The organism is Hydrogenoanaerobacterium saccharovorans (assembly GCF_003814745.1).
Classification (GTDB): Bacteria; Bacillota; Clostridia; order Oscillospirales; family Ruminococcaceae; genus Hydrogenoanaerobacterium; species Hydrogenoanaerobacterium saccharovorans.
The window spans coordinates 1-18,197 of the sequence record NZ_RKRD01000003.1; the positions used below are offsets into that span (position 1 = coordinate 1).

The window sequence follows — 18,197 nt, forward strand, 5'->3', positions numbered from 1 at the left end:
CCCGTTCCCATACCGAACACGGTAGTTAAGCTCATTTGTGCTGAAAATACTTGGTGGGAAGCTGCCTGGGAAGATAAGTCGATGCCGACACTTTGCAGTTTCTTCACTATATAAAAGTGAAGAAACATTGTAGATTTAAGAATATTTTCAATCTGCAGCAAATATATTGTTTATTAATATTCCTCAATAGCTCAGTTGGTAGAGCATGCGGCTGTTAACCGCAGGGTCGTTGGTTCGAGTCCAACTTGGGGAGCCAAAATGTCTGCTGTGTAGCTATATATGCAGCAGACATTACCCTATTTTTGTAAGATAGGGGCCATTAGCTCAGTTGGTTAGAGCAACCGGCTCATAACCGGTCGGTCCTGGGTTCGAGTCCCCGATGGCCCACCAAATAACGCTCTTTACCAATCTTTTATAGGGGTATAGCTCAGTTGGTAGAGCAGTGGTCTCCAAAACCACGTGCCGAGGGTTCAAGTCCTTCTGCCCCTGCCAAATTTGCAAGGTCCGGCTGAAGATAGTTGGACTTTGTTTTTTTGTTATAAGCCATAACTAAAATAGTTATAAAATTGGGTATGCATTAAGTCTGTATTTTTTACTATAAAGCTTGACAAATTAGCTGTTTATGTGTATAATAAATTACATTGCGAAATAAAAGGCAGACAAAATTCCACTGGATCTACTGTCAGAATTACGCGAAAAAAGTTATTTGGCCTGGTAGTTCAGTTGGTTAGAACGCTAGCCTGTCACGCTAGAGGTCGTGGGTTCGAACCCCATCCAGGTCGCCAATATGCTGTTATAGCTCAGTTGGCAGAGCACTTCCTTGGTAAGGAAGAGGTCACGCGTTCGAATCGCGTTAACAGCTCCATTACATGAAAAGGGTTTACTTAATGTAAATCCTTTTTTTGTTGCGCAGCAAAGTATATAACTAGCAGGCAATGCTCGAACATCCTCCACTCGGTGATTATATGAGTTTCCATTTTGCACAAGCACATTTCCTATCCCTCAGCTAGGTAGCAATGCAGCAGTTAAGCTATCTTAGAATGTATTCACAAGGTTTCGCTATGCGCCGATTAAATAAAGGGCGAGCAGAATGCACACTATCCTTTATGCCTTGGTATTATGTTCTTGTATGGCTATTCAGTTGTTAGAGCATTTGAAAATGCTGTGCTCTAGCAGACGTCAATTGCGTTGCTGTCTGCTTCGTAACAAGGTGCGCCAGTGGGTTAAAGGTAAACCGTTACCCTAGCCCGCACATACCGATTAGGTTCATTCGACAGAAACAAGTCGATATTCGGTATGGATTTATTTAAAATGGTCGAGTGACCACCTTAAAACAAAAAAGCAAGAGTCCTCAAATGCCTCCGATGGATAGGTTGCATTTGAAAGCCCTTGACAGTGTATATCAAGCCGTGTTAAAATCACGACATGAATGCACTCTCATAAGTCTTACAAGATGTCCTTATCATCTTTAAGGCGGATGCGCATTGTCTGTTGACAGCAGATAATGCGCTGTGAGGGTGTTATTTTGTTGTCTCTAAATAATAGTACATGGTAAAGGATGCAAGGAATCCCCAATTTTATTTGCAAGTGAAAATACAAGTATTTTCTATGCAACACCGCAAGATGTAGTTTCCGGCGGGTATTTGTACATTGTAGAAAGTTCGTTTTAGTTGGCACGCCAGCTTTTTACACCCAAGGGGTATTTTGCACCCCATTTGGCCTTTAATTAATCCAGTGCGCCATTGGCACCGATTTGGAGAGTAAAAAAGATGTTTTGGGCATTTGGGTGGGTGCCAGTGAATCGGCGAAATACTGGCTTAGCGTACTCAATGGCCTGAAGAATCGTGATGTGAAGGATATCTTAATTGCATCGGTAGATGGCTTATCGGGCTTTGCAGAAGCCATTAGCGCAGCGTTTCCGCATACGTAAGCCGCTTTCTTTCTCCCATAACATAATACCTCCAAAGTCAGTTCTATTTTACTGATTTTGGAGGTTTACACAATCTTTTCTGTGCTACCTTGGACTTTACACAAAATTTTACGCGTTCTCCGCTAGTTTGTCGAGGGTAAGCTATAAAAATTCCACATCAGGTGTTAGTATCATCCTTTATTCTAATGGTAAATAGTTATTATTTGCTAGTTGTACCTCTATAACCCGTTGGTTGAATTCTCCGCTGGACAGGCATCCATTTAACATACAAAAACACCCCAATCGTTATTCGGTATATCATACTGTCTAACGATTGGGATGCAGTCCACTTTAGGGGGGAGTTCACTATTTTCATTGTAATAGAGGCTTCCAATAATTCTGAGACAGCCTGAATACCGGACAAGGATCAAAAGTGCAATCTATTTGCAGAGTATTGTAATTTGAAACTTAAAAGACAATGAAGTCTTCTATAAGTACTTACCGCATCTGTAACATCTTCTTGGTGTTCCCGCTCCCGGTGAGTGTCCTAGAGGTCCACCCTGCATGTTTCCACATTTGGTACATGTTCTAGGTGAAGTACAAGTAGCATCTTTATAAGTGTGCCCCGAAGCATATCCTGAGGTTGTGCCACATCGTGTACACCTGCCGGGGCTAGTACAAGTTGCGGCAGTAAAGTTATGTCCAAGAGGCGATCCACTACCAGCTCCACATCGAGTGCAAGTACTACGATTTGTACAAGTAGCTTGAGTATAATTGTGCCCTAATGGGCTGCGACCTAACGAACCGCAGCGGGTGCATTTTTCAAAACTAGTACATGTTGGTGGGGTATAGTTATGACCAAGCGCAAAACCACCACTAGCACCACAACGAGTACAATGCGATCCATTTGTGCATGTTGCAGTTGTGTAATTATGTCCCAAAGCCGGAGATTTTATCAAACCACAACGTCTACATGTAGATGAAGCCGTGCATGTCGCAGTGGTGAAATCATGACCCCATGCCACACCGATTATTACTCCACAGTTCTTACATACACTAGGTGATGTGCAGGTGGCTAGTGTGGGCTGATGATTTGTGCAAACGTCAGCAGGAATTGCCTCTGATATCATTACGGGATTGCTTTCACTTGAACTGGATGTTAATTCCATCTCATCATGATCATGTGCATTAAGTGCACTCGTGGGTACGGTGGTAGCAACTACTAACAAAAATAATGACAGTACTGTGGCTAAAATTCTTTTTTTCATAGTTACACTCCTCTTTATTATTTGGGTATCAATTGTAAATATTTTACAATATTGTTTTTATATTGTCAATACAATTTAGCGTATTTATGCCTGCGTCAAGAGAAGTTCGCGAAAAGGGAATCCTGTAATATGAATTAAGTTGCTTTTTGCAGCAATGTATGAATAGATTGCTTACTAATATATGCTCTAGAGACAGACCAGTCCTCCGCATATTCCATAAGATAGGTGGTAACCAGCCGAAGGTAAGCATCTTCGTTAATAGCATCAGGTAATTTAATATAGCGGTTTATATTGGCGTTTCTTTTCATAAAAAATAAGACACCCAATGCAAGGAGTGTCTTAACGGCTATTTATTCATATTCACCGGGTATTCTTTTTAATGCAAGGCTTTTTAGATGGTCAGGCAAGGTATAACTTATAATGTGCTTAAATTCAGTTAATTTTACTTCTCCTGTAAAATCAGCAGAAAAAGTAATTTCATCTTTACCAATTGTAATATGAGGACCGATAAATGGCTCAGAAATGAATGTGATAAAACTTGTTGAATTTACTGAGGATATTTTTTTAACAGTAATTACAAAATATTGAACTCTTGGCTCAGTTGTAAAGTACTCACTATAAAAATCAATCGTCGCCTGTTCAATGTCATTTAAGTAGGTGTTTACTAAAGCCTTTTTGCATACTGATTGTGACTCATAACCTTGTTGTATTGTTGCCTGTACATTTTGATTTGAATGCCTTGTCAACAAAAAACAGGTACTGATAACGATAAAGATAAATATAACGATAAAAACAGCAGTTTTGTTATTCATTTTTACAATAGTAAACATTCTCACCTCCTCAATAAATTATATGAGTATATCGAGGTGGTGTATGTTTATTTACTAGGGTTAAAAAGTCAAGTAAAGAGCACTGCAACAAAATTTGCTTATCCGAACATACCCTTTGTCAGTTCAGATGGTCAATGTAACACGGTCTTCGTGATTGGCAATAGTGAACGGCGCTGGGTTGCTAAATCTACCGCAGCACCTAGGGCGGTGGTAACCGTTGCCCCCTTTGACACTCCACATGAAACATCCTGAGACGTTAGGCGCACCATCATATCGGAGGGAGGGGGGGATCGCCCAGCAAATTATTACTCAGCCCTAAAAAATCATAGCGCAAATTAAAATCATCGCCGCAAAGCAATTTATGGCTGATAATATTTTTCGCATTGCTCGCGAATAATTTCTACGTATCTTCGCACTTTAGTTGGATTGTTGTGCACGGTATAAACATCGCGCTGTGTAAATTCAACCACGCAGCCTGCGGCGGCGTCCAGCGTTTCTTGAATATGCGCACGCACGGCGGCTTCGTCCAACACCTCATCAACGCCGAGAAAATTGGGGCTGGGCTTACGGTGAAAAATAATATTGGTGTTTTTCAGTTCACTGCCCATCATCTTTTGGTCGCACCACGGCGAGACAGAAACTTTTCGCAGATTGGGAAGCGTTTTTACAAATTGCCATACGGCAGAAACCGGCTCGCAGCAACCATAAGAAAGCAGCCCAAACTCAGCGGCAATTTGCCGATAGCACGGAAAAATTAAGTCCTCGTACATCTGCGGAGAAATAGATACAGTTTCCTGCGAATCCATAAAGCCCCAAATTTCATTGAGACTTGGGTGAGGTTTTTCTGGTAAACAATCCGTAAAGCATTTGCTGCCCTGTTTGAGCAGCTCGAAACTTGTCGTGGAACATAGCAGACCGTTATCCTGCAAAAAATGGTGGTAGGCAATGTAATCATCAGCAATGCGCTGCATCATTTGGCTAAAAAGATCGGGGTAATCGGTCATGTTGAAAAACATATTTTCCATACCCATCAAATGCACAACTTTTTGCGTAGGTACCGCCTCTGGGCTGGACATCACCATGCGTACAGGCAGAATATCGCCAAAAGCATCCTCAGCAGCGCTGCGATAGCTTTCGGTGGCTTCATAATCTACCGACCATGTGCTTTTACCCAGTTTTTCAAAATCGTCTTCTAAATCCGCAAGCACATGATTAAAGTGATGGCCTAGGGTATGGCCATTGACATCAGTTGCCGTGGTGCGTGTGATATTGTAACCAAACAGATGAAAATCGGTCTTCCACTGCACGCCGAAATAAGGCGCAACTACCCAGTCGTCGTCAAAAAGCTCGAAATTTATAAAGTTGCGCAAAAGGTCCGTTTCAAGCTGGCGAGCGGTCGCATCTTGGCACTCCAACACAGGAAGAATCACTTCTTGCTCAAATGTGTCAATTTCTACATGCACAATAGGGCGACCGCGTTTGCCTGCATTGTGGCGTTTCCAATCCTCCACACGAGCAAGGTTGATGGGGCTGTTTGCCAGCTCCAATTGCTTTTTTGCAAGGGTACGCAGGCGCTCTTTTTCTTTTGCGTTCATCTTCAACCCTCCGTTGCACCTATAGTAATGGGCGCAGTAAAATTGTAAAACTCAGATGTTACTTCAAGATTTTCTGTGATTTGATAGAATGATTTTTCACTAAGTGTAATCACCTCGTGCCATACACCCTTTCCAAGGCAGACCGAAGTATCCAGCAAAAAAGCGTGTACGTCGGCAGGAGTTTCAGGCGATGCACACAGCAGCACTCCTGTTCCGGAAAGAGGCGTAAAGCTTTCCAGTGAATGGGGATGACATTCCAACCGCTGTGCCGCCTTGATTGAAACACAAAATACCGCGATACGCCATGGCTGCGCAGGCTCGGTAACTTTAATTTCAAAGCGTGGGTCGGGCGGATTTTCCCCAAAGGTGAGTACGGTACCAAAGGGAGCAAAGCTCTCCGGCGTAATTTTTAAAATTTCTTTCATACAATTTCCTCTTTTTTGAAATGCAAAATAATTTCCGCACTGCCTTTTTGAAATTCCACCGACACAATGAGCAAGTCACCTTGTGCGCAAGTGATGTTTGCACCGTCTGCTGTGGCACTTTGCAACGTCATGCCTTTGGGAAGATGCACAAAATACTGTTCCGTGGTGCAAGGCACGCCGGTAAGCGTAACGGTAAGTGTATCCGCGGCGGCATGGTATTCTTTTACGCTGACCGCGTCCATAGAAACGTGTCGGCTTGACGCAATCAGCTGCGGCACCTCCTGCATACGGTGCAGCGCGATAATCTGACATTCACCGATAGCAAGTGCCTCGCAGTCCAATGCGGTTTTGACGATGCCAAGGAATTTCTGCTGCCAGAAATCAAAAGCAAGATACGTTTGGTTTGCTTCAAGGCCAAGATTTTCAAGCGGCAGACTGCAAGCAGGAAGCGGCATAGTTGCAATACGCGCGGCAACACACCAACTGCCCTGTGCACCCTGCAAGTGAAATGCCCATAAGGACGAGAACGGGTGGTTGTTGTGCATGGTGGGAAAATCGCCTGCCATGTTGAGCGCATCCTCGAGCGAAACATCCTCCATTTCCACTGGTGTTTCATGGCTTTGTACGGCAAAACCGTGCAGCTTTGTCCATGTGTATGCCGGATATTCGAGCGAAAGCGGACCTGTTTCGGCGGTTTTGCCCGTGAGCGGCGGCAGCGTTTTGCGAATGACTTCCAGCTTTTCCGGCGTATAGGCATCGGTAGTGTCGCTGAGCATATACAGTTCGCCCGTTAGTGAAATCAGCGACAGCACGCTTTTTGCCCATGCAAGCTTTGTACGCACGCACACATGGTCGGGGTCGTTCAAAAACAGAATACGATGCGTATGAAACCAACGTGCAGATTCAAATAGCTGCATGCGAACGCCTGCCCATGTGGGGTTTGCATCCATGGAAATGCGGCAGGCATCCGCCACGCCGACTACCTCGTGCATTTCACCCCAACTGGCGAGATAATACACCTCGTCACCAAGCCCCTTTCGTGTGGCCTCCATGTAGGCGCGAAAACGTGCTTCGGCATCTTCGTTTGTCATAATGCCAAGCCGCACACACTCGTGCAAACCGTCAAACAGCAAGTGGCGGATGGCATCAATTTTGACGTAAGTGTAGCCGGTCTCTTTATATTTGCGAAAGAGCGGCTCCACATGCATGGCAAGGCATTCGGGCGAACAGGTGTATAGAAAATCAATCCACTCGCCTTTCAGCGGTTTACCATCGTGGAAAATTACATCGTTCGGATGATTTTCCGGGAACTCCGGATTGGTGATATTGGCATTCGTCCACACAGCGGGTGCAAAGCCTTTGTTCTTAATGGCTTGCACTATGCTGTCGTGACCTCCGGGGAATTTTGTTTTCTCACAGGTGAACCACCCCTCCGTCATTGTGCCTTTGGGGTTTGCGGGCAGAGGCATTTTTTGATATCCGTCATCTACTTGAATGTATGTAAGGCCGTAATCCTTGAGCTTTTCGTTCATAAACGCGGCGATATGCTCGATTTTGTCGATGCTGATGTCACGGCGATACGCCTCCCACGAGCACCAGCCTGCTACTGCCTTTTGATTGGGGACAAATTCCCAAGGTTTGTGATAGGTATATCCAAGGTGCTTGCGGTAATACTGCGGACGCAGATTGATAAACATTGCTTTTTGCGAAAAGCTAACTTCCATACGTGCGATGCATTTGCCTTCGGCAGTGGTTTCGATGCTGCTTGACAGCCAATGCCAATCGCAGCCATGCCAGTCCAGCAGCAAATCCCACTGTGTATCGTACATGCCGTTGGCACCGTGAATAAGTGGTGTACCAAGTTGCCCGAGAATGGCTTGCTCGGCCTGTGCACGGTGCGGGCGCAAATTGATGGCACCCGCATTTAGCGTAAAGGTAACGATTGCTTTGACCGGCACATCGCTTGACACGTAAATCTGCTGGCAATACTGGATACTTTGCATAGAGCCGTCCGAACCATGGCGAAAACCAATATTGTGTCCTGTCGGTATTTGCAGCGTAAGCACATCCATGCCGTTGTATTCATAGCGTAGTGTACCGGTTGCTTCGTCCCAATGGTGCAGGGCATGGGCAATCGGCGGTACTTTTTGTATGGGATGAAAATTTTTGTTGTTCATAGCATTACCCTTTCACCGCGCCAGCGGTCATGCCGGAAATCAGATATTTCTGGCCAAAAATATAGATGAGAACAATCGGGATGATATTGACAATCATCACTGCGCACACGAGGTTCCATGAGCTGATAAACTGGCTGAAATAGTTGTACATCAGCATAATCATACCCCATTTTGAAGACGAATTGAGGAAGTACAGCGGTACGATGAAATCGTTCCAGCAATTGAGAAAATTAATAACAACCGCTGTCATAGTAACCGGCTTCAGCAAGGGGAAAATGATGCGGTAAAACAGTTTGATGCTGCCGCAGCCGTCGATGATGGCGGCCTCGTCCAGTGTGCGGGGCACACCGCCGATAAAGCCGTAATAAATAAAAATGGTAAACGGGGTGTACTGCGCAGTGTAAAGCAGAATTGCACCTGCAAAGGTATTGATGAGATGTAAGTATTGCAGCACTTTCACCGTGGTAATGTAGTTGATGGGTGCCACAAGACCCAGCAGAAACACAATGTAAATAAAGCGGTTGAATTTGCTGCGGTTGCGTGAAAGCACAAAGGCCGCAAGTGAAGAAAGTGCAGTGGTGGCAAAGCACGAACCTACACAAAGCAGCACACTGTTAAAAAACGAGCGCACAAGCTTGTCGTCGCGCAGCACCTCAAGATAGTTTTCGGGATGGAAAGCAGTGGGCAGCTTGAGGCTCATCACAGCCGACTCGGTGACATCCTTAAATGAGTTGAGGATAATCATAGCGAGCGGCACGATAATGACAAGGCTGAGTATCCACAGCAATGCGCCGATGAGAAAGTCGGCTCTTTTTTGTTTTGCACGCATTATACATCCTCCTCATCTTTAGTATAAATTCGAATTACCGCAATAGAAATAATCGATAGTACCACAAACAAAATGGTATTGAGCGCTGTGCCGTAACCATAATCGCCCATAGAAAATTGTTTGAAAATTGTGATGTTGATAACTTCGGATGCGCGACCGGGGCCGCCGTTGGTCAGCGTGAAAATCACGTCAAACACCTTGAGGCCGGAAATTACATTGAGCAGCATATTGATGACCACAGACGGCATAATCAACGGAAAGGTGACGCGCTTGAATTTTTGCCACGCACCTGCGCCGTCAATATCACATGCCTCGTACATATCCTGCGGCACCCCCTGCAAGCCTGCAAGAAAAATAATCATATTAAAGCCTGCTGCCTTCCATACCTCAATGGCAACACAGGACCACATTACAATTTCGGGGGCAATCAGCCAGTTTTGTGCCAGTGCGCCAAGACCAGCCGCATTGAGAAAAAGGTTTAAAACGCCATGCTCCGGATGTAAAATCTGCTGAAAAACCAAACCTACAATCAGGTTTGAAATAACCATCGGCAGAAAGAAAATAGTGCGCAGTAAGTTGCGCGTTTTGATGGCGCGATTGAGTGCAAGTGCCAAAAGCAGACCAAAGGCACCCTTAAACAGGCTTGTCATCACTGCATAAAATACGTTGTTGCCAAAAACCTGCCACATGGATTTATCCATAAATATTTTTTTATAGTTTTCAAAACCGATAAATTTGATGCCGTCGCTCATTACATTCCAGTTTGTAAATGAAAAAAACAGACCAATGATACTCGGCAGCAAAAACAGCACAAAGAACACAAGAAACGCCGGCAGAACATACCAGCCTTTGTAAACTTTTTTAAGCTGCATAAGACTTCCCCTCTCTAAAAAGAGGCCGGTAAAATTTTTTACCGGCCTCCAACAAATTTACAAACGATTAGCTTTGTGCGTCAAACATTTTCTGACGGTCCGCGTCAATGGATTCGAGCACTTGTTTTGCAGTTTTGTTGCCAAGCAGCATTTCTTGCATGTAAACACCTACCTGTGTATTGTCCCAGTACAGCACACCGTATTCCATTTCCATGCCCTCGCCACCGGTTGCATTTTTCATCATGGCATTGCCTGCAGCAGTTGGATTGCCCGGTACATCTGTAAAGGATGGGTTGGATTGCAGGTCGGGGCGGCCTTCGTAATATGTTTTCAGGTTTTCAGCTTTTGTAAGGAAATCGAAGAACTGTTTTACATATTCGAGGTTTTTAGAATCTTTATACGCAACGGTCATGTTGCCGCCGGCACTGTGAGAATACATGTTGTTACCTGCGATGGGCAGGGGATACATCTCCCATGTTTCCGCTTTGCTGTCGGGATATTTCTCAGCAACTTCGTTCTGATAGGACTGATAGCCAAGGAAACCTGCCGCTTTGCCTTCGCCCAGTTGTCCATAAGCGGCATCCCAGGGATTGGCAAGGCTGTTTTGACCAAGGTAACCTTTGTCGTAAATGGATTTGAACTCGTTGAGGAATGCTTCGAATTCTTTAACATCGGCAAATTTCATTTCGTTTGCGTTCAGTTTTTCATAAAGATTCGGGTTTTTGCTGGCTGCATAAGGGCCGTAGCTGGACAGCCAAATGCCCCAGTGCCATGTGTCCTTGCCGGTTTCGTATACCGGTGTGATGCCTTTGGCAAGCAACGCGTCGCAAGCTGTGGCAAATTCTTCGGTCGTTGTGGGAACTTTAATGCCCATTTCATCGTACATGGCTTTGTTGTACAAAATGCCCCAGCCGTCTACGTTCCAGCGCATCAAGCCCATGATTTTTCCGCCAATGGTGGTACCTTGTTTTGCGTATTCAGCATAACGAGAAACCCACGCTTCATTCGAAAGGTCTGCAAAATATTTTTCAGGCATAAATTTCTGTGCACCTACGCCGCCGGACACCATGAACATATCGGGCACTTCACCGGTAGAAAGTTTTGTTTTCAGCACGTTGACGTACTGGTCATCCGGAATTACCTGCATATCAATTTTGATGCCGGTTTCTTCTTCAAATTTTTTGTTTAGGTCGTCATCGACTGTGCTGCCTTTATTGACCCAGTTTTGAGATACGACATAAGTAAGCGTAACCCCTTCTACCTTGCCGGATGCCTGTGACGAATCGGCATTGGATGACGAAATGTCTGTGGATGCCTTTGAACCGCAGGCAGTTATGCTGAGTGCCATTAACCCAGCCAGCGTGGCACTCAAAATGCGTGTTGTGGTTTTCATCATTATTCCTCCTTAAAATGTAGGTTCAGTTTTATGCCGAAAGAGTTTTCGGCTTTCGCTATATTCAGCATACTCTACCGCGCACAGAAAAGGAATGCACATTTACCCACAGTTGAGGTGGACAAAACGATACTGACGGTTATGAAAGTTGCATAGATACTTCGTTAGACAAAAACAATTTTCAGTATTATAATGACAACAAACTTTACCGCGCGGTGCTTGATCCTGTCAATATCTGCCGTAAAAAAAGCAGAGCGAATTCAGCTCTAAAATTCCTTTTGTATTTTGTGTAATTAAAATGACAAACAAATAGTAATTTGCCTATTGCTTTTTCTTGAAAAATATTCTATAATATCAATAATTCAGCAAATATAGGCTTACGTAAAAAGTTTATTATAAACAAATTAATATTGGCAAAGCCAGCGAAAGTTGGTGACGCAAAGCTGTGAGTCTAAAGCATAATTTGCTATGGCAGTCAAGTTGCAATCGTTGTTCCCCATAAATGGGAATGATGATTGCTTTTTTTATACAAATTTTAAACAATATCAAATTTGTATAGTTACTCAAAATGCGTTTAGTATCGGTTTTTGCAATACAGTATCTAATGAAACATTTAACTTTATTACAAAACTGAATAGTAGGCAAACCCAGCGAAAGCTGGTGACGCAAAGCTGTGAGTCTAAAGCATAATTTGCTATGACAGTCTAGTTGCAATCGTTGTTCCCTAAAGAGGGGGCGATGATTGTTTTTTTATACAAATTTTAAACAATATCAAATCTGTATAGTTACTCAAAATGCGTTTAATAGCGATTTATGCAATCCGGCATCTATGAAACATTTAACTTTATCACAAAACTGAAAAATAGGCAAAGCCAGCGAAAGCTGGTGACGCAAAGCTGTGAGTCTAAAGCATAATTTGCTATGGCCGTCAAGCTGCAATCATTGTTCCCCATAAATGGGAATGATGATTGCTTTTTTTATATAACTGATATATTAGGAGGAAACAACCATGAAGCAATCAAGACGATATTCGTTGAGATTACAGGCACTTATTTTAAGCATTGCCATAGCACTGACTTTTGCTTTTCAAGCCCTTGATGTAGTTGCAGTATCCGATGAAAATAATGAATTATCAAACGTGTTGGATTCGGGAGCGATTGATTCAGGAGAAGTAGATTTCACTGCTGCTGACCCGGCGGACTTGGGCTCGGGCTATATTGATTCAGGTATTGTGGATTTGAACCGAAACCAAGACCAAACGGCAAACTCTGATATTGTTCGGGACTTAACTTTGCATTACATGCTCAAGGGCAGCTCAGAGTTTTTGGAACTTTTGCCCCCTTACCAAATTAAAGATGGGCTAAAAGTTGAAAAATATCATGCCAAGTACAAATTTAAGCTCAATGATAATATCGATACTCAAACGGGAGAACCGCAAAGAACCCTAAAAAAGGGAGATTATTATCTTATAAATTTGCCTGAAAAACTGAACATCAAGAACCCAAAAGACGGAGATATTTTAGGCAACGCGAACGAACCGATTGCGAATTACAGCTTTGTAAAAACCGAAAACGGTACGTGGCAAATAAAAGTGACTTTTACCGATTATATCGATAACCCCAATGAGTTTGATATATTTGGTGAAATGGAATTTGATTTTGAACTTGATTTAAGTGCTGAAGAGGGAGGAACAACTTCAACAATCTCTATCCCAATTGATAATGAGAATAACGTGGAAATTGAAATAACCATACCCGAGCCCCAACCAAACGCACCTGTTTCCCTTACCAAAACAGCATCAAGCTACAATCACCTAACAAGAGAGCTTGTATGGAATGTAAAAATAATGCCAGAAACGGGTGTGTTCAGCGGGTGTGTGTTTACAGACACAATCGACAGAACTTACCTTGACCTAGCATCAATCAAGCACGGTAACATCACCCTTACTGAGGGCAAAGATTATACCTTTGACGATGCAACGGGTAAAATTACATATACGATTCCCGACGGACGTGACGGCAAAGATTATCAGAATATCACCATTACCACGGTTGCCAAAAGAGGCATCTATGGTAATACGACAGCTACTACAGTGCAAAATCAGGCAAACTTATCCGGCGGAACATCGGATGTTGACATTGATTCGAATACGGCATCCCATACAATTACCCCCGACTGGCTTAAAAAGAAAGGTTCATTATATCAAGGCAACAGAATAGTGTGGACGATAACTGCCAACAGTACGCGGCAGCTTATGTACAACGCCGTTATTACGGACTTGCTGCAGGCAGATGTTAAGCTGGATAAAAATTTAGTCTACCTAGGGAGCCAAAAAGTAACGATTTATGATAATGCCCATACACCTGCCGATGACAAAGAAATATATGGGGTGTTGGTTGCAAACAGTGACGGCACATCTCAGCTTAAAATTTACTTGCCGAGAGGGAAAGAAAACGCCTCTGATGCGGTACAAACCATTACACTTGTAACCGATATTGTTTTAATCAATGATTCACCTACGGAGCAGAACCAGGTTTACAGCAACTCCGCCAGCCTGGAAGCCAACTATGTAACCGATGGTGACGGTGAGGGCAGCGTGGAGACCGGTGATTTAAGCCAAATTGGCGTGTCTGTTCCCAATGTTTTTGTTGACAAAAGTCATAATGCGATTTTGGAAGAAGATAAACGAAATGGCACGATTACTTGGAAAATTTCTGCGGCGAGCAATCATTCTAGTTACGGCAAATCTCAAATAATAGATAGTTTGCCTAAAGACCAAGAATATATAGCGGATGAAATTTACTGGGGTGAGCAGAAGATTAACAGCACAACTGAGCCGAAGGCAGAAATAAGCGCGGATGGCAGGACATTAACCATTACTTTTAACAACCCCAATGCATTGCGTACACAGCAGAATTTTACGGTTAAAACCAAGATAAAACCCGAAATTTACGGCGATAACCTCAACCGCGTTTTTACAAACAAGGTGCAATGCGTTTTACTGGATACTGGGGGGAATGCAATTGCAGACAGAGAAGATACAGATATTGTTTGGATTCAAAACAGTGTTATATCAAAAACAGTGGGTAAATACAACGGCAACACCACCAAGGTTGGTATAAACCCTCGAGTAGAATTTAAAATTATCGTTAATAAAAATTTAATGCCCTTAAGTGATGTTGTAATAACCGATGATTTAAACAACATTGTTACGGAGTTTCGAAAAAACGGCGAATCCCAATTTACACCCGTTAACGGAGTAAAATGGACTTATGTGGCGGATACACTCAAAATTGTTAAAAGTAAAGGCGCGCGGGATAACCTTGATTTGAATGCCATTGCAAATGCCGCAACCTATCAAGACAACATTATTACCGTCAATTTCGGCAGTGGTGCAGCGGTGAACGATGAGTACACCATTACGTTCACAGCAGAAATAGATATTTTGAATACCCCCATCTTTAAAGAGAACGGTACGATTCGTTGCAGAGGCAACATTGCTGAAGTTACAGCAGTAGGGTTAAAGCCGGGCACGATTTCTACTCCGCCTACCGGTAACACCGAAGAAATCAAAAACGAAGTGCTTGGTAAATCCGGTATTACTTTGATTAAAGAACAACAAGTGCAATGGACAATCAACTTGAATCAACGGCGAGTTCAGATGGACAGCACAAAAGTGGTAGATGTTCTGCCCAAAGGGCTTACTCTGGACCCAACCTCCATTAAGCTATACAAGAACGTCATAGATACCGACGGTAATTTTATTACAGGCAATCTTGTAGAAGCAAAAGGGGAAGAGGTTACAAATTTTAGTTATACGTATTTGCCTGCAGAAGGTGAGGGGATGGAAGGCAGATACACGCTTACGGTAGATTTGCCTGACAACAAAACCGATTATATTCTGCGTTTTTCAACGGATTTTGATGACAGCCTTTTGGGTGATAATAAAAAAATTAACAACAGCGCTTATTTTGTAGGCGAAGTGACGGTGCCAAGTAATACCGATACAACTACAGTGACACTGTCCAGTACGGCGGGGGGCGGTTCAACAACCAAAACCTCGGTTACCGTTAATAAGCGCAGTAAAGATAACGACCAAAAAATAGATGGTGCTGTATTTGAACTGCACTGGCTGCCCAACGGGGGGATGGGTACGCCCGTATTGGTTCGTACGCTTGCCGCAACCAACGGTTCGGTTATATTCCGCGGGCTTACAAGGGGAGAAGTGTACACGGTGACCGAAAAGAGCGCTCCGAGCGGGTATTTACTCGATAACGCAGCCCCTGTTACAGTTTATGCACCATCCGATGGCACAGGGGATGCAGAGCCACTGGATTTTTACAATACACCTATCAAAACAGGCAGTTGGAAACCCGGAGCAATTAAAAGGCTGGATGGTAAAGGGATTATCCGCCCGTTCGATTTTGAAATTACGGACGGAATTAATGTAGTGATGACAGGTACCACAAAAAACAAATTATCCAACGGTGATTACACAGTTGAATTCACGTTGAACGACAATGCAAAAGCCGAGGATATTTTGAAGTTTACAGATGATCACATATTCGAAAATAATGATACGGAATACTTAGTAACCACCAAGACTTTTACTATGAAAGAAAAGCCTGCCGATCTCCCCGGATATGGCTTTGACAAAACCGTTCATACCTTAGTGGTGAAAGTATACAATGTCAAAGGGCGTGAAGCTTTAAAAGTTGTGGTTGAAGATGATAAGGGCAATGTGCTATCCGATAACGACGGCAGCTTTTTACCCGATAGAATGCCGAAATTTACAAACACCTACACAGCAAACGGAGAAATTCAGCTAAGTGCCGAAAAAAAGGTATTGGGGCATTTGCTTGCTGCAAAACAGTTCAGCTTTGAACTGTATGAAAAAACGAAAGACGGCGAAACCCTCGTTGAAACGGTGGGCAACCAAGCCGGACGCAATATGGAACACACAACTTATATAGGCAACATTGCGTTCAGTCCCATCGGGTTCACTCAAAAAGACGTCGGAATCAAAACATACATCATCAAAGAAAAACACACATCTCTTGCCGGATACACGTATGACCCATCGGTTTATACGGTAACGATTGAGGTGACCGACCAAGATAACGGCAAGCTTTCCGGCAATATCCTAAGCACTAAAAAGAGTGTAAACGGTGTAGAAACAGATGCATCCAACATCCAATTTACCAATACGTATATAGTTGCTGAAACGGATGTAATCCTCACAGCGAAAAAGGCTTTATCCGGGCGCAATCTGCAAAACGAGCAATTCTCTTTTATCCTCAATCAAACTACTCCCGATGGGGCTTTTATTAAGCAGATTAGCACGGTAAAAAACATTGGTGAGAATGTATCTTTCCCAAAGCTTACCTTTACACAAACTGATATTGGCAAAAGCTACTATTACCAAATGAGCGAGACAAACGACAGCAAAGCGGGGTACAGTTACGACAATGCGGTTTATAGTGTAAGAATTGATGTGAACGACCGGGAAGATGGTACGTTGAAAATTGCCCAAACCATTACCAAAGGCGACGGAGAAATAGCAACTGAGATGATTTTTAACAACGCATACAAAGCAGCAGGCTCAAGCCTTATTAAAGCTGTTAAAACATTGTCGGGCAAAGCCATCCCCAAAGAGCAATTTTCTTTTGCGTTGCAGCAAATTGATGTTACCAACGGCAATGCTTTGGGCGAACGAGTAATCGTAAAAAACGATGCAGAAGGTAATGTTATCTTCCCTATAATTTTATATACCGAAGCAGATGCAGGCAAAAGCTTTTATTATACCGTGCGTGAACTGAATGAGGGGATAGGGGGATACACTTACGATCCGACGGTATATACTGTTTGTGTGTCGGTTACAGATAATGGAGACGGAACGCTGAATACGCAGCAGGCCATTGTTACACCAGCGGGTAAAACGAGCATAGAGTTTGCCAATGCGTATAAAACATTCAATACCGCTGCGAGTATAGAGGGAACAAAAGTATTAAACCGTCGCCAACTTACCGAAGGGCAGTTCCATTTTGTTTTAAATCAGGTTACCGAAGCGGGCGAGCTTGTTCAAAAAATCCAGCAGGTGAGCAATGCTCAGAACGGTCAAATCAAATTTGATGATATCGTATTCACTCAGGCGGATATGGGAAAAACCTATTATTATCAGGTATCGGAAGTGGCGGATCAGAAAGATTCCGATTATCAATATGATGAGTCAGTATACCTGTTTATCATTGATGTGATTGACAACGGAGATGGTACTCTCAGCACAAATCAAACCATTAAAAAAGGCAATATTGATGTAGAAAAAGCCATATTCACCAATACCTATATCCTAAAAAGCTCGCATTCGAAATATACGGCAAAAGGCTCGGTGAGTTTGAGTGGAACGAAAGTTTTGCAGGGGGCAAAACTGACTGACAAAATGTTTCAGTTTGTTTTAACGGATGAAAACAATCAGATTTTGCAGACAGCTTTCAACGATGTTGACGGTAATGTTTTATTTGATAAGATTTATTACAATCAAAACCTTACCGGCAGGCACATTTATTCCATTCGTGAGATACAAGGCGACAAAGCAGGTATCACCTACGACGGTACAGAATATATTGTTACGGTTGATGTTTCGGATAACGGTGACGGCAGTTTAAAAATCGAATCTTCTATAGTGAAGATGATTAGCGGCAAAAAAGTTGACGCAGGCGCGATTGAATTCGTAAATCAATATCAAACAACAATGCGCTTAAATAACCCTGAAACAGGCGATTCATCATTTGTAATGTTGTTTGCTGTTGCCGGATTGGTGTCTTTTTCTGTTTTGCTGCTTTTAACCCGCAAAAAGGTGAAGCGTATGTAGCGCCATATGTATTTTGCGCAAACCCTAC

At 43.3% G+C, this 18,197-nt stretch carries 8 protein-coding genes, 5 tRNA genes, 1 rRNA gene, 1 pseudogene and 3 riboswitches; of the genes and pseudogenes, 8 read left to right on the forward strand and 7 right to left on the reverse strand.

Annotated elements, in window-relative coordinates:
- From rrf to EDD70_RS12260, 7 genes and pseudogenes are all read left to right on the forward strand, one after another.
- A 5S ribosomal RNA gene (gene rrf / locus EDD70_RS12230) occupies positions 1 to 90 on the forward strand; the annotation flags it as partial.
- A gap of 90 nt (positions 91 to 180) precedes the next feature.
- Positions 181 to 256, forward strand: a tRNA-Asn gene (locus EDD70_RS12235).
- A gap of 57 nt (positions 257 to 313) precedes the next feature.
- Positions 314 to 390 (forward strand) — tRNA-Ile (locus tag EDD70_RS12240).
- Positions 391 to 416: 26 nt separating this feature from the next.
- Positions 417 to 492: transfer RNA gene (locus tag EDD70_RS12245), tRNA-Trp, on the forward strand.
- A gap of 216 nt (positions 493 to 708) precedes the next feature.
- Positions 709 to 785: transfer RNA gene (locus tag EDD70_RS12250), tRNA-Asp, on the forward strand.
- Between the two features lie 4 nt (positions 786 to 789).
- Positions 790 to 865 (forward strand) — tRNA-Thr (locus EDD70_RS12255).
- A 900-nt stretch (positions 866 to 1,765) separates the two neighbouring features.
- Positions 1,766 to 1,927 (forward strand): annotated as a pseudogene (locus EDD70_RS12260) (transposase); the annotation flags it as partial.
- Positions 1,928 to 3,527: 1,600 nt separating this feature from the next.
- Here the strand turns inward: EDD70_RS12260 and EDD70_RS12265 are convergent.
- From EDD70_RS12265 to EDD70_RS12295, 7 genes are all read right to left on the reverse strand, one after another.
- Positions 3,528 to 4,007, reverse strand: coding sequence for a DUF3888 domain-containing protein (locus EDD70_RS12265; protein ID WP_092755786.1), 480 nt, complete (start codon positions 4,005 to 4,007; stop codon positions 3,528 to 3,530).
- Positions 4,008 to 4,366: 359 nt separating this feature from the next.
- Positions 4,367 to 5,602 (reverse strand): uroporphyrinogen decarboxylase/cobalamine-independent methonine synthase family protein, encoded by a 1,236-nt coding sequence (locus tag EDD70_RS12270; RefSeq protein ID WP_092755788.1) that lies wholly within the window; start codon positions 5,600 to 5,602, stop codon positions 4,367 to 4,369.
- Positions 5,603 to 5,604: 2 nt separating this feature from the next.
- Entirely contained in the window at positions 5,605 to 6,027 is a 423-nt protein-coding gene (locus EDD70_RS12275) for an ureidoglycolate lyase (RefSeq protein ID WP_092755790.1), read from the reverse strand.
- Positions 6,024 to 8,204 carry an alpha-amylase family protein gene (locus tag EDD70_RS12280; protein ID WP_092755792.1) on the reverse strand — a complete coding sequence of 727 codons (2,181 nt, stop codon included), beginning with the start codon at positions 8,202 to 8,204 and terminating at the stop codon, positions 6,024 to 6,026. The genes EDD70_RS12275 and EDD70_RS12280 overlap by 4 nt, the downstream gene beginning before the upstream one ends.
- Before the next feature lie 4 nt (positions 8,205 to 8,208).
- On the reverse strand, positions 8,209 to 9,033 hold the full coding sequence (locus tag EDD70_RS12285) for a carbohydrate ABC transporter permease (protein ID WP_092755794.1): 825 nt from the start codon (positions 9,031 to 9,033) through the stop codon (positions 8,209 to 8,211).
- On the reverse strand, positions 9,033 to 9,905 hold the full coding sequence (locus EDD70_RS12290; RefSeq protein WP_092755796.1) for a carbohydrate ABC transporter permease: 873 nt from the start codon (positions 9,903 to 9,905) through the stop codon (positions 9,033 to 9,035). The genes EDD70_RS12285 and EDD70_RS12290 overlap by 1 nt, the downstream gene beginning before the upstream one ends.
- A 67-nt stretch (positions 9,906 to 9,972) precedes the next feature.
- The gene (locus tag EDD70_RS12295; protein WP_092755798.1) at positions 9,973 to 11,301 is read right to left on the reverse strand and encodes an ABC transporter substrate-binding protein; all 1,329 of its coding nucleotides are present in this window, start codon (positions 11,299 to 11,301) and stop codon (positions 9,973 to 9,975) included.
- A gap of 399 nt (positions 11,302 to 11,700) precedes the next feature.
- Positions 11,701 to 11,786: riboswitch (cyclic di-GMP riboswitch) on the forward strand.
- A 142-nt stretch (positions 11,787 to 11,928) separates the two neighbouring features.
- Positions 11,929 to 12,014: riboswitch (cyclic di-GMP riboswitch) on the forward strand.
- Between the two features lie 139 nt (positions 12,015 to 12,153).
- Positions 12,154 to 12,239: riboswitch (cyclic di-GMP riboswitch) on the forward strand.
- A 68-nt stretch (positions 12,240 to 12,307) separates the two neighbouring features.
- Here EDD70_RS12295 and EDD70_RS12300 point away from each other — a divergent pair.
- On the forward strand, positions 12,308 to 18,169 hold the full coding sequence (locus EDD70_RS12300) for a Spy0128 family protein (RefSeq protein WP_092755800.1): 5,862 nt from the start codon (positions 12,308 to 12,310) through the stop codon (positions 18,167 to 18,169).
- Positions 18,170 to 18,197 lie beyond the last annotated feature (28 nt).

What these genes read in the sequence shown, in the direction of transcription:
- EDD70_RS12265 (WP_092755786.1), bottom strand. Translation starts at nt 4,007, where the DNA reads ATGTTTACTATTGTAAAAATGAATAACAAAACTGCTGTTTTTATCGTT.
- EDD70_RS12270 (WP_092755788.1), bottom strand. Translation starts at nt 5,602, where the DNA reads ATGAACGCAAAAGAAAAAGAGCGCCTGCGTACCCTTGCAAAAAAGCAA.
- EDD70_RS12275 (WP_092755790.1), bottom strand. Translation starts at nt 6,027, where the DNA reads ATGAAAGAAATTTTAAAAATTACGCCGGAGAGCTTTGCTCCCTTTGGT.
- EDD70_RS12280 (WP_092755792.1), bottom strand. Translation starts at nt 8,204, where the DNA reads ATGAACAACAAAAATTTTCATCCCATACAAAAAGTACCGCCGATTGCC.
- EDD70_RS12285 (WP_092755794.1), bottom strand. Translation starts at nt 9,033, where the DNA reads ATGCGTGCAAAACAAAAAAGAGCCGACTTTCTCATCGGCGCATTGCTG.
- EDD70_RS12290 (WP_092755796.1), bottom strand. Translation starts at nt 9,905, where the DNA reads ATGCAGCTTAAAAAAGTTTACAAAGGCTGGTATGTTCTGCCGGCGTTT.
- EDD70_RS12295 (WP_092755798.1), bottom strand. Translation starts at nt 11,301, where the DNA reads ATGATGAAAACCACAACACGCATTTTGAGTGCCACGCTGGCTGGGTTA.
- EDD70_RS12300 (WP_092755800.1), top strand. Translation starts at nt 12,308, where the DNA reads ATGAAGCAATCAAGACGATATTCGTTGAGATTACAGGCACTTATTTTA.